General features: G+C 40.4%; 12 protein-coding genes and 1 tRNA gene. 9 read left to right on the forward strand and 4 right to left on the reverse strand.

The annotated features are described in order from the left end of the window. Window positions 1-84 precede the first annotated feature (84 nt). Together kduI and ASE92_RS03325 are read left to right on the forward strand one after the other, a co-directional pair. On the forward strand, window positions 85-924 hold the full coding sequence (gene kduI / locus ASE92_RS03320; protein WP_056848654.1) for a 5-dehydro-4-deoxy-D-glucuronate isomerase: 840 nt from the start codon (window positions 85-87) through the stop codon (window positions 922-924). Between the two features lie 109 nt (window positions 925-1,033). Continuing rightward, window positions 1,034-1,798, forward strand: a complete 765-nt coding sequence (locus ASE92_RS03325) for an SDR family NAD(P)-dependent oxidoreductase (RefSeq protein ID WP_056848655.1) — start codon at window positions 1,034-1,036, stop codon at window positions 1,796-1,798. 191 nt (window positions 1,799-1,989) lie between these two features. Here the strand turns inward: ASE92_RS03325 and ASE92_RS03330 are convergent, their stop codons facing one another. The 3 genes from ASE92_RS03330 to ASE92_RS03340 form a co-directional block, all read right to left on the reverse strand. Continuing rightward, the gene (locus ASE92_RS03330; RefSeq protein WP_056848656.1) at window positions 1,990-2,616 is read right to left on the reverse strand and encodes a carbonic anhydrase; all 627 of its coding nucleotides are present in this window, start codon (window positions 2,614-2,616) and stop codon (window positions 1,990-1,992) included. A 47-nt stretch (window positions 2,617-2,663) separates the two neighbouring features. After that, window positions 2,664-3,173, reverse strand: a complete 510-nt coding sequence (locus ASE92_RS03335) for a flavodoxin family protein (protein ID WP_056848657.1) — start codon at window positions 3,171-3,173, stop codon at window positions 2,664-2,666. Between the two features lie 125 nt (window positions 3,174-3,298). After that, the gene (locus ASE92_RS03340; RefSeq protein ID WP_235527271.1) at window positions 3,299-3,883 is read right to left on the reverse strand and encodes a Crp/Fnr family transcriptional regulator; all 585 of its coding nucleotides are present in this window, start codon (window positions 3,881-3,883) and stop codon (window positions 3,299-3,301) included. Between the two features lie 104 nt (window positions 3,884-3,987). Here ASE92_RS03340 and ASE92_RS03345 point away from each other — a divergent pair, with 104 nt between their 5' ends. The 3 genes from ASE92_RS03345 to ASE92_RS03355 all read left to right on the forward strand — a co-directional run bounded on the left by ASE92_RS03345 (window position 3,988) and on the right by ASE92_RS03355 (window position 5,918). Next, window positions 3,988-4,683: an HAD family hydrolase gene (locus ASE92_RS03345; protein WP_056848659.1), complete on the forward strand. Its 696-nt coding sequence runs from the start codon at window positions 3,988-3,990 to the stop codon at window positions 4,681-4,683. Further along, window positions 4,680-5,315, forward strand: a complete 636-nt coding sequence (locus ASE92_RS03350; protein ID WP_056848660.1) for a chloramphenicol acetyltransferase — start codon at window positions 4,680-4,682, stop codon at window positions 5,313-5,315. The genes ASE92_RS03345 and ASE92_RS03350 overlap by 4 nt, the downstream gene beginning before the upstream one ends. A 529-nt stretch (window positions 5,316-5,844) precedes the next feature. Next, window positions 5,845-5,918: transfer RNA gene (locus ASE92_RS03355), tRNA-Ala, on the forward strand. Window positions 5,919-6,038: 120 nt separating this feature from the next. On the opposite strand, the gene ASE92_RS03360 is transcribed toward ASE92_RS03355, so the two are convergent. Continuing rightward, complete coding sequence (locus ASE92_RS03360) at window positions 6,039-6,365, reverse strand: hypothetical protein (protein WP_056848661.1); 327 nt, start codon at window positions 6,363-6,365, stop codon at window positions 6,039-6,041. Window positions 6,366-6,482: 117 nt separating this feature from the next. On the opposite strand from ASE92_RS03360, the gene ASE92_RS03365 reads away from it, so the two are divergent. From ASE92_RS03365 to ASE92_RS03380, 4 genes are all read left to right on the forward strand, one after another. Continuing rightward, complete coding sequence (locus ASE92_RS03365; protein ID WP_056848662.1) at window positions 6,483-6,800, forward strand: hypothetical protein; 318 nt, start codon at window positions 6,483-6,485, stop codon at window positions 6,798-6,800. A 442-nt stretch (window positions 6,801-7,242) separates the two neighbouring features. Next, a complete protein-coding gene (locus tag ASE92_RS03370) occupies window positions 7,243-11,349 on the forward strand; it encodes a two-component regulator propeller domain-containing protein (protein WP_082454892.1) in 4,107 nt (1,368 codons plus the stop codon). 281 nt (window positions 11,350-11,630) lie between these two features. Then, window positions 11,631-14,813 carry a TonB-dependent receptor gene (locus ASE92_RS03375; RefSeq protein ID WP_056848664.1) on the forward strand — a complete coding sequence of 1,061 codons (3,183 nt, stop codon included), beginning with the start codon at window positions 11,631-11,633 and terminating at the stop codon, window positions 14,811-14,813. Between the two features lie 4 nt (window positions 14,814-14,817). Continuing rightward, entirely contained in the window at window positions 14,818-16,509 is a 1,692-nt protein-coding gene (locus ASE92_RS03380; RefSeq protein WP_056849263.1) for a RagB/SusD family nutrient uptake outer membrane protein, read from the forward strand. The last annotated feature ends 42 nt before the right edge of the window (window positions 16,510-16,551 follow it).

Genomic DNA, 16,551 nt, shown 5'->3' on the forward strand with positions numbered 1-16,551 from the left:
CGTTACATTTTTAAACATCGTATAAATATATTTGCGAAAAAGGAATTGATTTTCGATTCTAAATCTTATCTCAAATTTTAACCAATGAATAAATTCGAAAGCCGTTACGCTCAAAGTCCAAAGGAAGTTAAACAAATGGATACCGCATCTTTGCGTGAAAATTTTTTAATCGAAAACGTTTTTGAGGCTAACCAAGTTAATTTAACTTTATCTCATTTTGACAGGTATATAGTTGGCGGTGCAATGCCGGTAAATGGAAAATTGGCGCTCCCAAATCCCGATGATTTAAAAGCAAATTATTTTCTGGAGAGGAGAGAGTTAGGGATGATAAATGTTGGTGGAAAAGCCATTGTTACTGCAGATGGTGAAACTTTCGCACTAGAATATAAAGAGGCTTTATATATTGGTAAGGAAACTAAAGAGGTAACTTTCGAATCGGCTGATGCCGCTCAACCCGCAAAATTATATTTAAATTCTGCTCCAGCGCACCACAAATATCCAACAAAAAAAGTAAGCAAAGCTGATGCGGAAATTGTGGAGTTGGGTACACCTGAAACGGCCAATCATAGGGTAATTAACAAACTTTTGGTCAATAGCGTATTGCCTACTTGCCAATTGCAAATGGGAATGACGGAGCTGAAATCTGGTAGTGTTTGGAATACCATGCCAGCACACACCCACGATAGGAGAATGGAAGCTTATTTTTATTTTGAAGTTCCGCAGGGGCAAAGTGTTTGCCATTTCATGGGGCAGCCACAAGAAACCCGCCATATCTGGATGCAAAATGATCAGGCCGTGATTTCTCCAAACTGGTCTATACACTCTGGTGCAGGTACAAGCAATTATACTTTCATTTGGGGCATGGCCGGTGAAAATTTAGATTATGGCGATATGGATCACTGTGCCATTACAGAGTTGAAGTAGATTTATTTTTACTCGCTAACTGGGCGAAAGAAATTTGAAAGATTTCTCCACTTCTGTCGAAATGACGACTCTTTGATCAAAAAAAGTAATATCAATAAGAAAAGAAAAAATGTCAAACATATTTGATTTAGCAGGTAAAACTGCATTAGTAACCGGTTGCAAAAGAGGAATTGGTAAAGCCATGGCTTTAGCTCTGGCAGAAGCTGGTGCAGATATTATTGGCGTTTCTGCAAGTCTTGAACTTGAAGGAAGCGCCGTAGAAAAAGAAGTAACCGCTTTAGGCAGAAAATTTTATGCCTATCAATGCGATTTTGGTAACCGCGAAAGCACGTTGGAGTTTACAGCGAAAGTTAAAGCAGACCATCCGGTGATTGATATTTTAGTCAACAATGCCGGGACCATTTTACGCAAGCCAATTGCAGAACATCCTGATGATATGTGGGATGAGGTAATTGCGGTTAATCAAACTGCTCCTTTTATTCTAACCAGAGAAATTGGTCGCGATATGATTGCCAGAGGCAGTGGAAAAGTGATATTCACCGCATCTTTGCTTACTTTCCAGGGTGGAATTACCGTTCCGGGCTATGCTGCAAGTAAAGGAGCAATTGGTTCATTAACCAAAGCTTTTGCTAACGAGTGGGCATCGAAAGGTGTAAATGTGAATGCGATTGCACCGGGTTATATTGCAACTGATAATACTACGGCGTTGAGAGAAGATCAGGATAGGAGCACTTCAATTCTTTCCCGTATTCCTGCCGGAAGATGGGGAACGCCTGAAGATTTTAAAGGCCCAACCTTATTCTTAGCTTCTAGCGCTAGCGATTACGTACACGGTACAATTTTAACCGTTGATGGCGGTTGGATGGGACGTTAAGGAGTCTGGAGTCAAAAGTCTTTAGTCCGGGGTCTGGAGTCCGAAGTAAGAAAAGACCGATGCATGAAATTGGAAGGTTAAATTTTCCAAGCCTCATACATCGGTTTTTAACTGTTTAAATTCTATGATTGGCTTAAGTAGGCTTTGTGTTGCTTCATATTCGCCTGAAGGCCTCAGAAGCTTTTCGCCGACTAAAAAAGGTTATAGATTTCTTTAATGTCCTTCAGAATATTTTCGAAATCGATTTTCAAGTCTATTAAACGTCCGGTATGGATATCAAAAACCCATCCCTGTACGGTCAGTCCGCGTAAAGTAATGGCTTCCTGAACAGCTGCGGTTTTAAGTAAGTTAACGCATTGTTCTTGAACGTTTAATTCGACTAATCGGTTGTAACGAACACCTTCATCTTCGATAGCATTTAACTCATCTTTATGAGTACGATAAACATCACGAATATTACGTAACCATGGGTTTAAAATCCCCATATCTGCTGGTTGCATGGCTGCTTTTACGCCCCCGCAATTGTAATGACCGCAAACAATGATATGTTTAACTTTTAGATGTCGCACTGCGTAGTTTAAAACAGTCATAACGCTTAAGTCAACGTTGTTTACCAAGTTGGCGATGTTTCTATGGATAAAAGCCTGACCCGGTTGAATGCCCATTAAATCTTCAGCAGTTACGCGACTATCAGAGCATCCTATATATAAAAACTCTGGAGTCTGTCCTTTGGCCAACTCTGTAAAATAATCAGGGTTATTTGCCAATTTTCTTCCGATCCATTCTTCGTTATTTTTAAAAACGTCTTCTAATTTCATGTGTTTTATTTTTAAATTTATAATATATTAAAGGTTAGAAATAGAAATTAATCCTGCATAAAACTAAAAAAAGATTTTCGGATTTCAGTGAGTTCATCCTCTGTAATCAGGTTGCCACTATTAAAATATTGATATCTTTTAAAATCCATCTCCAAATAAGTAGCGGTACGCATAAAGGGGGTAATAAATCCATCAGGTAAATCTCCATCTGTTCCTACAGCTATTAATTGTACCGTTTTGCCTTTTAAATTTCTACCGACTTCTTTTTTTGTGGTTACCCAATCCGTTAAACGATCGAAGAAATTTTTCATTCTCCCGCTCATCGCATACCAATAAACAGGTGTTGCAAATACAATATGTTTATGGTACAGCATCTCCTTTGCAAATCCTTCAAACTGATCTTCGGGTGGATAGCGATTATCGTAATGATAAGGCAGAAAATAATGCTCCAATAAATTGATCTGTTGGTAATCAAGCCCTTCCATTAACCTACTGATATATTTCTGAGTGTCTCCATTTAATCGGGCACTTCCGTTTATGATTAGGATTTCAGACATACCTGATAAACAAATATCCTATTCAAATGTTCAGTTGAATTTATTTTGGAGCGCAAACGAGGGTCTGTTTATCAACCTCAACTTATTGAGTAAAATTAAAGCTAAGCGTGTCATCCTGCTCATTTTTAGCCTAAGCTTTCCAGCACTTTTTTCAAGCTTAGATCTTCATTTTTAGCCTTAACTTGTTGTAGCGTTCGGTTAAAGCTCCTCACAGAGATCCCCAGGTAAGCGGCCATATCTTCTTTCGAAATCAAAATTTGCTCTTCGGTTTGCAGCTTTAAAAGTTTTAATAAACCATATTCCAATGTATAAAGCTGCTGAAAAGAGGCCCTGGAACTGGTTTGTATAATCCTTGTTGATAACTCTTGTAACAGAATTTTGTTAAACTCGATGTTGTTTTCTATCAATGAAATAAATACACGATCAGGGATGGCAAATACCATTATTTCGCTAATGGCCTCCACATTGCAAAGGCAGTCGATCTTTTTTATCGCTTCCAATTCTCCGGCAACTTCTCCTTTTCCCAAAAATTCTATAATAAAGTCTTTCCCATTTTCTTCGGAGATAAAGCATTTTGTAATGCCTTCTTTAATGATGTATATATTTTTGATTTTTTCTCCCTGCGTAATAAATCTGAATCCTGAAGGAAAGGTCTTTAAAGTTATATTCGACGCCGTATTTTCCTCGACATAACGTTCGATGAAAGACAAAAAGATAAGGTTAGTACGTAACATAATTTACAATAAGGGACAAATGTCCTTTCTGATCGCGAAAGGTTGATTTACATTTGCAGCACTAAATTACTGTTATAACCATGAACAATCAAATTACGGTAATCGCATTTGATGCTGATGATACCCTTTGGGTAAACGAACCTTATTTCCGGGAAACGGAAGAAAAGTTTGCAGGCTTGCTGGAAGATTTTATGCCCCATCACAGTGTTGTTGCAGAATTGCTGAAAACCGAAATAGACAATTTGCCGCTCTATGGCTACGGGATAAAAGGGTTTATGTTGAGCATGATTGAAACCGTTTTGAGAATCACCGAAGGGAAGGTAAATCCAGAAGTAATCAACAAAGCCATACAGTTGGGGCAGGAAATGTTAAATAAACCGATTGAGTTATTGGATGGTGTAGAAGAAGTTTTGAAAGCACTACATGGCAAATATCGATTAGTTGTGGCCACCAAAGGCGATTTGTTAGATCAACAACGCAAGCTTACAAAATCTGGATTAGATCATTATTTCCATCACATCGAAATTATGAGTGATAAGCAGGAGCGAGATTATCAAAAATTGATGAAACACCTCGATTGCAAGCCAGAAGAATTTTTAATGCTCGGCAACTCGTTAAAATCGGATGTTTTACCGGTACTGGCAGTTGGTGGCCATGCAGTTCATATTCCCTTCCACACTACCTGGGTGCACGAGCGGATTGATCATACCATCGAAAATCCTAACTTTTACCAAATGGAGCGTTTGGCTGATATTTTACCAAAATTAATTGAATGAAAGAAAAAATAGATATAAATACCTGGATCAGAAAAGATCATTTTGAATTTTTTAACGCTTTTGAGGAGCCATTCTTCGGTGTTACGGTAGATGTAGATTGTACATCAACTTATCAGGAAGCAAAGGAAACCGGCGTTTCATTCTTCTTGCTTTATTTACACAAATCGCTAGCGGCAGCTAACAAAGTTGAGGAATTTCGCTACAGAATTATTAATGGTGAAGTGTGGAAATACGATTCGGTGAACGCTGCTACAACCATCAATCGCCCCAACGGAACCTTCGGCTTTGGCTACATGGATTTCAACCCTGATTTTGATAAATTCAAAAACGAAGCGCTTAAGGAAATTGAGAATGTTCAACAAAGCATTGGATTAATTCCTTCATCATCTGGCGAAAACGTAATCCACTATTCAGCATTGCCCTGGTTAAATTTTACCTCGATGTCTCATGCAAGAAAATTTTCTTATCACGATAGTTGCCCTAAAATTTCATTTGGAATGGTAAGAGATGAAAATGGGCGCAAGGTGATGGGAATTTCAATTCATGTCAATCATGCTTTGATGGATGGTTTTCACGTATCTCAATTTGTGGATGAATATCAGTCGCTGTTGAATCAAAGATCAAGAAGTTAATATTTAGGTAATTACCACTTAATATCTGCAGGTTATTTTCGGTTAATGTTTCTAACCGCAGTTATAATCCCCATTTATATTGTAGCCACCATAGCCATGTGTTGTATGGGTTCTTTATTCAAAGCATTTATGTTTTGCATGTTATTAATTACCGCAACATTTTTGCTTTTTTTATTTATTCAATACCCGCTACCTTCTGCAATGAGCATTGTTTGTTTCATGAGTTTGTTTACCGTTAAACTGAAATTTTAATTTCATTTGGTTTAGAGAAAGTATTTGCTATTTTTGCTGGCGCAAGGAGATGTATTAATCATTTCGCTGGCAAAACACTGATCATTGGGAATTTGATCGATGAGTAATAAAAACATGGGGGATTAGCTCATTTGGCTAGAGCGCTTCGCTCGGCTTGAAAGGGATGATTGCTTGGAATAACRTTGAGTATTGCATATTGAAAACATGGGGGATTAGCTCATTTGGCTAGAGCGCTTCGCTCGGCTTGAAAGGGATGATTGCTTGGAATAACATTGAGGGGGGATTAGCTCATTTGGCTAGAGCGCTTCGCTGGCAGTGAAGAGGTGATCGGTTCGAATCCGATATTCTCCACAACGTAAATTTCAGCCTTTAGATTGTCTTCTAAAGGCTTTTTTTATGCATGAAGGTGTGGAAGGGTGCTAATTTTTTGGGTTTTTAGGACTGTATATAACTTCAGTAAATAACTCAGTATTACTTCTTGCGGTGTTTAGCAACTATTTCTAACCTTTTCAAATCACTTATTTCTTTTGCTCGTTGTTCGGTTTGTTCCTTTTTAGTTAATTTTTTAACTGGTGTATCTGGGTTCAATAATTGTTTTAACACTTCCCTTTCCAAAATTTTAACGTTTCTATCTCTTTCCATCTCAGCCCGAATCTTATCTTTTCTAGCATCATCCAATTGAATACTCAAATCTAATAATTGAAACTCATGTTCAATCTCCTTTCTTAACTTTTCCTCTCGAATCCTTTGCACGTAATCGTGGAAACCTTTTCCGTGAAGAATCTTATCGTTATCCATACCGTGAAATTATTCAACATCTAAAAGTCTGCTATGGTAAAAAATAATTAAGGGTATTGTAATAAAAATGTTACATATATTTCGTATCTTGCTACCACGTTATAAAAAGTATTATTTATGGAAGATTTTCTGAAAGTTTTAAACATGGATAAGTGGTATGGGGTTGTTCTATACTTATGCTTTGCTTGTTGTGCAGCACCGTTTTTCGGAAAGCTGGTTTTTTTAAATGAAAAGCATTTATTTGGAGTAGGAGTTTCGTTGTTGTTGATAAGTCTCTCTTTTTTCATTGCAGATAAGCACGTTTCTTGGAGGGAAAGTGCGTACCTAGTTCAAACAAAAATAATAAAGCATTCACCATTAACCTATGTTATTCTAACGATAGGGATTTTGTTGTTGATAATTGTTTTAGGCTTAATAGTTAAAGGGCTATTTTAACATAGTAGTGAAAACAGATATAGGCTGCAAAATCCAATGTATTTGACCCCGCATTGCCAGATTCATAATAGCAAGTTAGATAATTATTTAACACAAATTTTAGTTCCGGCGATATGGGGTCAACAGTCTGTGGTCTATCCATCATTGTAATTGTTAATAACATTTTTGGCGAGTCTGGTCAGTTGGTATTGATTTATTGTTCTGAACGACATGCTGCCTTGGTAGACCTTATACTAACTTTTTGTTCACGACCTTCGCGTCCTAAACTTTGAATGAGGAAGATTGATGAATGTAAGTCTTTTTTCACCATAACCGAAACAGCTCTAGAGTTAAACAATCTTCAATATATAAATTGAAATTATTAAACAATAAATGAATTCCATTTTTGTACATTTCACCAGTTTTTGAGCGACGGATTTTTCTAACCTTATATTAAGCACTTATGACTGTTTTTAAAAGACTTACATTGTCATTAATCATGTTGCTTTGTGCTGAATTAACTTTCGCTCAGAAGGTCAATCTTGTCTCCATTAGCAATCAGCAAAAAGTTGAAATGAAGACCTATACCACGAATGATGGTCTGCCCTCAAAAAACACCACGGCAACATTAAGGGATAGAAGGGGCTTTGTCTGGGTCGGTACCGAAAACGGATTATGCCGTTTCGATGGTTATTCGTTCAAGATTTTCTCCAATAAGTTGGGCGATAGCACCTCTATATCCAACAACTTTATTAATGCATTGGTTGAGGACCGGAACGGTAAGATATGGGTGGCTACCATGGATGGTCTCAATCTTCTAGATCCCTTGTCGGAAAGATTTACCAGGTTTTTGCACGATGATAGAAATGCGTCCTCGTTATCGAATAACAAGGTTTGGTCTGTTCTGTGTGATAGGACAGGTAAGTTATGGATTGGTACAGACGATGGTTTTAATGAATATGTCGCGAGCAAAAAAGGGTTTGCGATATACAGACCGAACCTATCGAAAAGGAATAGCATGATGGGAAAATCCGTCAACTCTATCATCGAGGACGCCAAGGGGGATTTATGGCTGGGCAACTGGAGCGCTGGCCTCAACCATTTCCAGAAAGCTAAGCGGTCTTTTACCAATTATGCCCAATATCAAAAGCCCGGAGAAAAAAATCCGAATGACGTATGGTCGTTATGCTATGCACAGGACGGAAAGATCTGGGTAGGAACCTATTGGAACGGACTCTTCATATTTGATCCGAAAACCGGAAAATTTCAAAAAATTACGATTCCGGACAAAGATAATTACTCCGTTTTCAGCATCATGAAAGTGAACCGTGACCGTATGCTCATTGGTGGCAATAACGGCTTTTATTGGTTTGACAGCAATTCCATGGCATGGGACAGAATTGACGATATACAAAATAATTCATTTGGCGACGCCTACAAAGATCGGGATGGTATCATCTGGATCAATGCTAAAAACGGACTTCGAAAAATGGACCATCACCAAAATAAATTTGCATTACACCCCCTTTCATTAGGTAATCGAGAGGTTAAGAGCATGGTTGTTCTCGATTCTGTAATATGGCTGGGAACCAATAATGGGCTCTTCAAAATCTCAAGGCCCTCAGGAAAGGTTACGGTTTTTACAAAAGGTACCCATCCAGGTAGTTTGGCAAGTAATGAGATCCAGAAGTTGTATAACGATTCAAAAGGAATACTTTGGGTTTTGACGGAGAACGGCTTTGATAGCTACGATGAGAGGGCCAACTTCTTTACCCATCATTTCCACCACTCCTCTATAGGCAACTTATTTAACGAGGATGTTTTCAGAGATATCCTTGAAGTTGGAAACGGAAGCTATATATTGGCAACAGATGCAGGTATCAAGATCTACGACACCAAAACAAATGAATTTAAGCATTACTACAATCAGCCCAAAAATGCTTTGTCTATAAACAACAATCACACTTATGCCCTGGCAAAGGCACCGGATGGAAAGATCTGGGTGGGCACATACGGCGGCGGCGTAAATGTCTTTGATCCCAAGACCGGCCAGTTCCAGTCCATCGAAACCGTAGTTAACGCCAAAGGGACATTGAGCAGCAATGTAATCAATGCCATATTCACCGATTCGAAGAAAAACATGTGGGTATGCTCTGCGGATGGATTGAATAAATATATATTCAAGGAAAAGCGTTTCTTGATTTATTCGAAGACCAACGGTTTTGCCAGTAATGTCTTCAACGGAATTGCAGAAGATGAAAATGGGGTAATCTGGCTAACTACTGAAAATGGGATATCAAGTCTCAATCCAACGGATAATAAAATACGTAACTTTGACGACGCTGATGGAGTTGCTGTCAGTTCAGTTATTGTTAGCTCAGGAAAAATGCTCTATGTAGCAGGTAACAAGGGTTTTTTTAGTTTCGATCCAAGAGCGCTAAAATACAATCGTCAGGCACCTCCCGTGTTCATCACGGATTTTCAGCTGTTTAATAAAAGCGTTTTGCCAAGTGCGGATGGTCCGTTGAAAGAAAATCTTAATACCGCATCTACAATAACATTAGGTTATGACCAAAGCGTTTTTTCTATTGATTTTGTCGCACTCAATTATTCCTACTCCTGGAAAAATCAATATGCCTATCGCCTGGTCGGATTTGATAAAAAGTGGAACTACGTTGGCACGCAACGCAGGGCGACCTATACCAACTTAAATCCCGGAAAATATACTTTTCAGGTTAAGGCCTCTAACAATGATGGCGTTTGGAATCAGGAAGGTAAATCCATTATGATTATAATCAAAGCGCCATGGTATCTTACCTGGTGGGCATTGATCCTATATGTAACTGCATTTGGCGCTGGGACTTACCTATACATTTCCTATAGAAGAAAGCAGCAAGAGCTTAAATACGAAATAAAGATTGCCCATATTGAGAGTGAAAACGAGAAGGAGCTCAACGAGCGTAAATTATCTTTTTTCACAAACATATCTCATGAGTTTAGGACGCCACTCACCTTGATTATCAATCCTGTAAAAGAACTGCTGTATCAGGATGATAAAAATATGGATACCAGTGGAATGAATATCGTTTATAGAAATGCCAAAAGGTTATTAAGTCTGGTAGACCAATTGCTGCTGTTCAGAAAGGCTGATTTTAAGGGCGATACCTTGAAAGCAGCAAATATTAATCTGGTCTCTTTAGTTAAAGAGGTTTTTCTCTGCTTTTCTCACCAGGCACGTAGCAAGAATATCAATTACGATTTTATCTCCCGCTCGGAACGGGCCGATATCTACGCCGATAGGGAAAAATTGGAAATTGCTATTTTTAACCTCCTTTCCAATGCTTTTAAGTTCACACCCGATGATGGGTCTATCATCGTGGAAATCAAGGAATCACAATATACCGTCGAGATACTGATCGTCGATTCCGGATTCGGTATTCGGGAAGACCTAACGGAGAAAATCTTCGATAGGTTTTATCAGGAAGATAACAGGAACAGATCCCTGGCAAGTGGATTCGGGATAGGCCTTTATCTGGTCAAAAACTTTGTGGAGATGCATGGTGGCGCGGTAACCTGTAGGAACAATGAGCAAATTGGCACCACTTTTACCGTCAGCCTGCTCAAAGGCTCAAGCCATATCAATCCGGACTTTATCGTTCCCGAGCAACAGGAGAGCTCCTCTTTTCTAAAAGAACTAAATCAGGAGGATTTGATCACGGAGCCCGTCGAAGTTAAGGATGCCCGCCTGACCGAAATGATCGCTGAGGAACGCAAAGCGATACTTATTGTAGATGACAACCCGGAAATTGCCGATTATCTTGCCGAAGTATTTGGGCAGCAATACCGTATTTACCAAGCAAGCGATGGAGAGGCAGGACTGGCGATTATTCGCGAATTTCTTCCCGATATCGTGATCAGCGATGTCATGATGCAGGGAATGGGCGGTATCGAACTTTGCAGTATCGTAAAGGAGGACGAATCCATCTCCCATATTCCAATCGTTTTGCTCACTGCAAGTACTTCCGCGGAAATCAAACTCAAGGGGGTGGAAAGTGGTGCCGACGATTATATTAGCAAACCCTTTGATAAGGACCTGCTTGTCGCCAGGATTGGCGGGATCTTAAAAAGTAAGAGTAAGCTACAAAAATACTTCTATGGTGAGATTACCCTCAACCCCAATAGTTCCAAGATATCTGCTGAATATAAGGAATTTCTGAAAAACTGTATCCGTATCGTTGAGGGAAAAATCGAGGACCCAAACTTAAACATTAAGATGCTGGCTGAAGAAATGGGTATGTCCAGGACAAATCTATTTAACAGAATCAAGTCCATATCAGGCCATTCCTCCAATAGCTTTATCCGATTTATACGTCTGCGGAAAGCAGCAGAAATCTTCATCAGTACCGATAAGACGATTCAGGAAACCATGTACATGGTCGGTATCAATGATATCAAATATTTTAGGGAACAGTTTAAAAAGATATTTGAAATGAACCCATCTGAGTACATCAAGAAATACCGCAAAACTTTCTCCAACACGCAATCTATTGGCAGGGATTTTAAAAAGTAATCACTATCATTTTTGACTAACAGCGTGTGTAACATTTGTATGGGGTAATGGTTGAATCATTTTCGGTAAGAAAAACGCTAAACCATCTAATTCAGCTAATTTGACTCTAAAAAGCTATTTTTTTGCAGTTTTACCCCTCAAATATTGGCAGTTTACCCCCTTTTCATTTGCATCAATTAATGGAATTTAGCTGATGTTTCTAGCGGATAGCTGACGTAGATTATTCTTCTTCTAAGCGTGTCGTAACAGAGACTATTCATTTATTAACCAAATATGACCAAATGAGAAAAGTTTTACAGAACAAGAATGTTCTGTTTTGCCGTACGGCAAAGCGAACATTGTTCATTGTTTCCCTTGTCGGCGTTTCGCTGCTTTCAGCAGAAGTCGTGAAGGCTGCGGAAAATTCAAGTGCTAAAAATCCTTTCACCCTTAGAGAAGAAGTAACTGTAACAGGTACCATTTACGATGAGAAGGGCGGGCCGCTTCCCGGTGTTAGTGTGACGGTCAAGGGTACGACAACCGTCACGGTCAGCAATTCAGACGGTAAGTATACTATTAAAGTACCCAATGAAAATGCTATCCTAATTTTTAGTTATGTCGGATACAATAATCAGGAAGTTCCCACCAAAGGAAAAACTACTGTGAACACACAGCTGACAGCCAATTCCCAATCACTTAACGAATTAGTAGTTGTTGGATATGGAACCCAAAAGAAATCGACCCTAGCCGGATCTGTTTCGGTGGTAAAAGGCGGGGACCTGGTGAAAAGTCCACAGCCAAACCTTTCCAATTCACTTGCGGGTCGAGTTTCGGGCGTCGTAATCAATAACCGTGGCGGTGAACCCGGTTACGATGGATCCAAAATCTTGATACGCGGATTGGGTACCACCACCAACTCGGATGTTCTGGTTGTCGTTGATGGAATTCCAGGTCAGCTGGGTGGTCTGGAAAGGATCGACCCGAATGATGTAGAAAGTATTTCCGTATTGAAGGATGCATCAGCTGCTGTTTATGGCAATCGGGCGGCTAACGGTGTAATACTGATCACGACCAAAAAGGGCAAGATCGGTAAACCTACAGTAAGTTATACTTTCAACCAGGGCTTCAGTATGCCGACACGTCTTCCCAAAATGGCCGATGCAGCAACCTACGCCCAGATCATGAACGAAATTAATTTCGATTCCAACCCCAATGGAGGCCTAAATCAGGCATATTCTGTAGCGCAAATTCAGAAATTCAGAGATGGCTCTGATCCCTTGCTTTTTCCCAATACCGACTGGATCGGTGAAACCTTAAAGAATGTTGCACTACAGAATCAGCACAGCCTTTCGGTCAGTGGTGGAACAGAAGATGTGAAATACTTTGTTTCCCTGGGTAAAATCTATCAGGATGCCATTTATAAAAACGGTGCGGCCAAGTATAATCAGTATAATTTCCGGACCAATATTGATGCGAGTATCTCCAAAAGGTTAAAAATTGGCTTAGGGGTTTCCGGTAGGGAGGAAGACCGCGTTTTTCCAATATCAGGTGCAGGTGACATCTTCAGGTCTATCTACAGGGCAAAACCTATCGTTGGGGCCTATTATCCCAATGGATTGGCAACTACTGGAATCGAGAACAACAATCCTGCAGTACAGGTGACTGATTTAGGGGGAACTGCCAAAAATCCAAGACAGGTCATCAATGCCATCTTAAGGGGCAGCTACCAGATTCCCGGCGTCCAAGGATTGTCCGTAGATGGTTTTTTCTCGGTAGATAAGACATTCAATTTCAATAAGAACTTTAACAAGCCCTATAACCTATTTTCTTACGATCAATCATCAGGTATTTATAACACCGTTGTTGTCGGTGGAAGTGGGGCTAAGGCTACCTTGTATGAGTCGCAGGGCAATACGAGTCTTATTACCTCAAATATCAAATTAAATTACGATAGGAAATTTGGTAAACACTACATTAATGCATTTGCAGCCTACGAGCAAAGTAGACAACGCTTTGAAACTTTCGATGCGCAACGTTTGAATTATATCTCAACAACCCTGCCCGAGCTTTCACAAGGCGGTACCGCAGCTACTGACTTAAGGAATTCTGGAAGCAGTACGGATTATCCAAGGCAAAGCTACATCGGGAAGGTGACCTATAACTATGATGAGCGTTACATCATCGAAGGCCAGATTCGTGCGGACGGATCTTCATTATTCGCTCAAAATAACCGATTCGGATATTTTCCTTCTGTCTTGGGTGCTTGGAGAATCAGCCAGGAGAAATGGTTCGCCGATAATGTATCATTCATCAACGACTTGAAAATCAGGGGGTCATATGGTTCATTGGGAAGTGATTTAATTAACCCTTATCAATATTTTGATAACTATACGTTAATTGGAAACGGGTTCGTCGGGGCAAATCCAGGCAGTGGGGTCAACGTGATCCAACCCAACTTAAACCTGGTTAAACTTGCCAATCCAAATGTGGGCTGGGAGCGGGCAAATAAGCTGGATATTGGTATCAATGCCACTTTTCTAAAGAACTTCACCTTAGAGGCTATATATTTCAACCAGAAACGAAGTGATATTCTGCTAACCAGAAATGCCTCTATTCCCGCAACTTCCGGAATTGTAAATCCTTATGGATCTGATCCGCTGGTTCCGGCAGAAAATATCGGTAAGATTAACAGTTCAGGTGTTGAGGCAACCTTAGGTTACAACCATTCAGGTGAAAACTTCAATTGGGGAGCTACAGGAAATATTACCTATGCGAAAAGCGAGATCATTTTTATAGATGAGGCTTCCGGTACCTTAGATTATCAACGTCAAACCGGGCGCCCGATAGGCAGTTACCTTTTATTCAATTCTATGGGTATCTTCCGCACGGAGCAGGAATTGAATTCATACCCTCATGTGACCGGTGCAAAAATTGGTGACTTAAAATACGAGGATTTCAATGGCGATGGTGTCATTGACTTCAAGGACAGAACCAGAAGTAAATATGGTAACGTTCCTGAGATTACCTACGGAATAAATCTGAATGCATCCTATAAAAACTTTGATGTCGCTATTCTTTTTGCAGGACAGTCACGCGTCAGCCAATATGTATTGCCTGAATCAGGCAGTGTAGGGAATTTTTACAGCAGCTGGGCAGATAACCGCTTCAGTGCCGCAAATCCTGAAGGAAGTTTCCCTAGGGTAACCGAGCGAGCCTCAAATGCAATCAGCGGCGGCGCTTTCCAGAATAACTTCTGGCTGAATAACGCCTCGTTCTTCAGGTTGAAGAATATCGAATTGGGTTACAACTTCAACTCCAGTATGCTATCAAAAATCAAGATCTCCGGTGTCAGGTTATATGCCAGCGCATTCAATCTCTTTACCATTTCCAAGGTAAAGGATTATGATCCCGAGGGCAGCAGCGAGAGCGGTCAGTTTTATCCCCAACAAAAAATTATCAACATAGGTGCAAACGTTAAATTCTAACATCATGAAATTTTATAGACCATTATATTTTACCCTTGGTGCTGCATTACTGTTTGCATCATGCAAAAAGGATTTCCTGGAAATCACTCCTACATCGGTAATCAGTACCGCTTCGGTCGAAACCGACAGCACAATATATGAGGCTTTTGTTCTTAACCGTTATGTGAGTCCGAGACTCCAGGACAAAGAAGGCGAGGGATCCAATCCCGGTTTCGGCCGTGGCTTTGAATACAGCATGATGAGTTCTTACACAGACGAATCAATTTATAATAATGATGATGGAACATGGGCCATGCAACGTGGTCAGGTATCGCCCGATAACTTGGGAAGTACAGCTTCCTTCTGGGCAAGAAGTTACCGTAGTATCCGCGAATGTAACTATGCACTTCAGGTATTGACGAAGATACAGATGAGTGCCGGACACAAAAGACTGATCGAAGGAGAGCTCAAATTCATAAGGGCATTCCGTTATCAGGATATTATCCGTAATTACGGCCGTGCCGTACTATTGGGAGATAAAGTAACGCAGCTTGATGATAATCTGCAGGATGAAGCGTTGTTCAAAAGGGCAACACTAAAGGAAAGTATTGATTATGCCACTACGGAACTTGATGCTGCCGCTGCGCTACTCCCATTAAATAATTCAGGTACCTGGATCCTTGGCCGAGCAACAAAAGGCGCCGCATTGGCCCTGAAATCAAGATTGACCCTTTATGCTGCAAGTCCTCTATATGGCACGGGGACATGGGCAGCTGCAGTTACTGCCGCTCAAGCGGTAATCAGTTTAAACAAATATGGTATTTACACCGGTGGGTATAATAAAATGTTTCTGGAGAACGAAACCAATGAAATGATCTTCGAAAGATTATTTACCACAAACGCCAGGCACGTATGCCTGGAAATCGCAAACGGACCCAATGGGTACAATGCATGGGGAGGGAATACGCCATTGCAAAATCTGGTTGATGATTACCAGACCATCACCGGAAAAGCCATTACAGAATCTGGCTCAGGCTATGATCCGGCCAAGCCTTATGCCAACCGGGATCCAAGATTTGCCTACACGGTTATTTACGATGGGGCCAGCTACCGCGGCAGAACTCTGGAGGCATTCGTTCCTGGAGGTAAAGATAGTAAGGATGGGAATTCAAACTGGAACACGACCAAAACAGGTTATTACCTGAAAAAGTTTATGAATGATGCTTTCCCGATCGACAATCCATGGGATGTCGCAGGATTACAGCCATGGATTTATATGCGTTATTCGGAGATCCTCTTAAACTATGCGGAAGCTGCAAATGAGGCCTATGGACCGGACGCTATACCTGCAGGCTCATCGATGTCAGCTAGACAAGCGGTTAATATGGTTCGTGCCAGACCAGATGTAAACATGCCCGCATTGGCAACTGGTCTTAGTCAGGCTGACATGCGTGCCGCAGTAAGATATGAGAGAAGGGTAGAGCTGGCTTTCGAAGAACATCGCTACTATGATGTTCGCCGTTGGAGAACTGCAAATACTGTCGAGGCAAAACCTGCGACAGGTATTATTGTGACTAAAGCAGGAAATGCGTTAAGCTATACTTCAAAAGTGGCATTGGATGGAAAGACCTTTCAGGATAAACAATACTGGTTACCGATCCCCAGAGCGGAGATTCTTTCCTCAGGAGGTAAACTGGAGCAAAACCCAGGCTATTAATTCAATTCTTCAATTTTTTAGATCCATCGGCTCATTCCGATG

The sequence above is a fragment of the Pedobacter sp. Leaf41 genome (assembly GCF_001422545.1).
In the GTDB taxonomy this organism is placed as follows: Bacteria; Bacteroidota; Bacteroidia; order Sphingobacteriales; family Sphingobacteriaceae; genus Pedobacter.

Coding starts and splice junctions, on each gene's coding strand:
- ASE92_RS03325 (WP_056848655.1), top strand. CDS start 1,034: ATGTCAAACATATTTGATTTAGCAGGTAAAACTGCATTAGTAACCGGT.
- ASE92_RS03360 (WP_056848661.1), bottom strand. CDS start 6,365: ATGGATAACGATAAGATTCTTCACGGAAAAGGTTTCCACGATTACGTG.
- ASE92_RS03380 (WP_056849263.1), top strand. CDS start 14,818: ATGAAATTTTATAGACCATTATATTTTACCCTTGGTGCTGCATTACTG.
- ASE92_RS03370 (WP_082454892.1), top strand. CDS start 7,243: ATGACTGTTTTTAAAAGACTTACATTGTCATTAATCATGTTGCTTTGT.
- kduI (WP_056848654.1), top strand. CDS start 85: ATGAATAAATTCGAAAGCCGTTACGCTCAAAGTCCAAAGGAAGTTAAA.
- ASE92_RS03365 (WP_056848662.1), top strand. CDS start 6,483: ATGGAAGATTTTCTGAAAGTTTTAAACATGGATAAGTGGTATGGGGTT.
- ASE92_RS03345 (WP_056848659.1), top strand. CDS start 3,988: ATGAACAATCAAATTACGGTAATCGCATTTGATGCTGATGATACCCTT.
- ASE92_RS03335 (WP_056848657.1), bottom strand. CDS start 3,173: ATGTCTGAAATCCTAATCATAAACGGAAGTGCCCGATTAAATGGAGAC.
- ASE92_RS03330 (WP_056848656.1), bottom strand. CDS start 2,616: ATGAAATTAGAAGACGTTTTTAAAAATAACGAAGAATGGATCGGAAGA.
- ASE92_RS03375 (WP_056848664.1), top strand. CDS start 11,631: ATGAGAAAAGTTTTACAGAACAAGAATGTTCTGTTTTGCCGTACGGCA.
- ASE92_RS03350 (WP_056848660.1), top strand. CDS start 4,680: ATGAAAGAAAAAATAGATATAAATACCTGGATCAGAAAAGATCATTTT.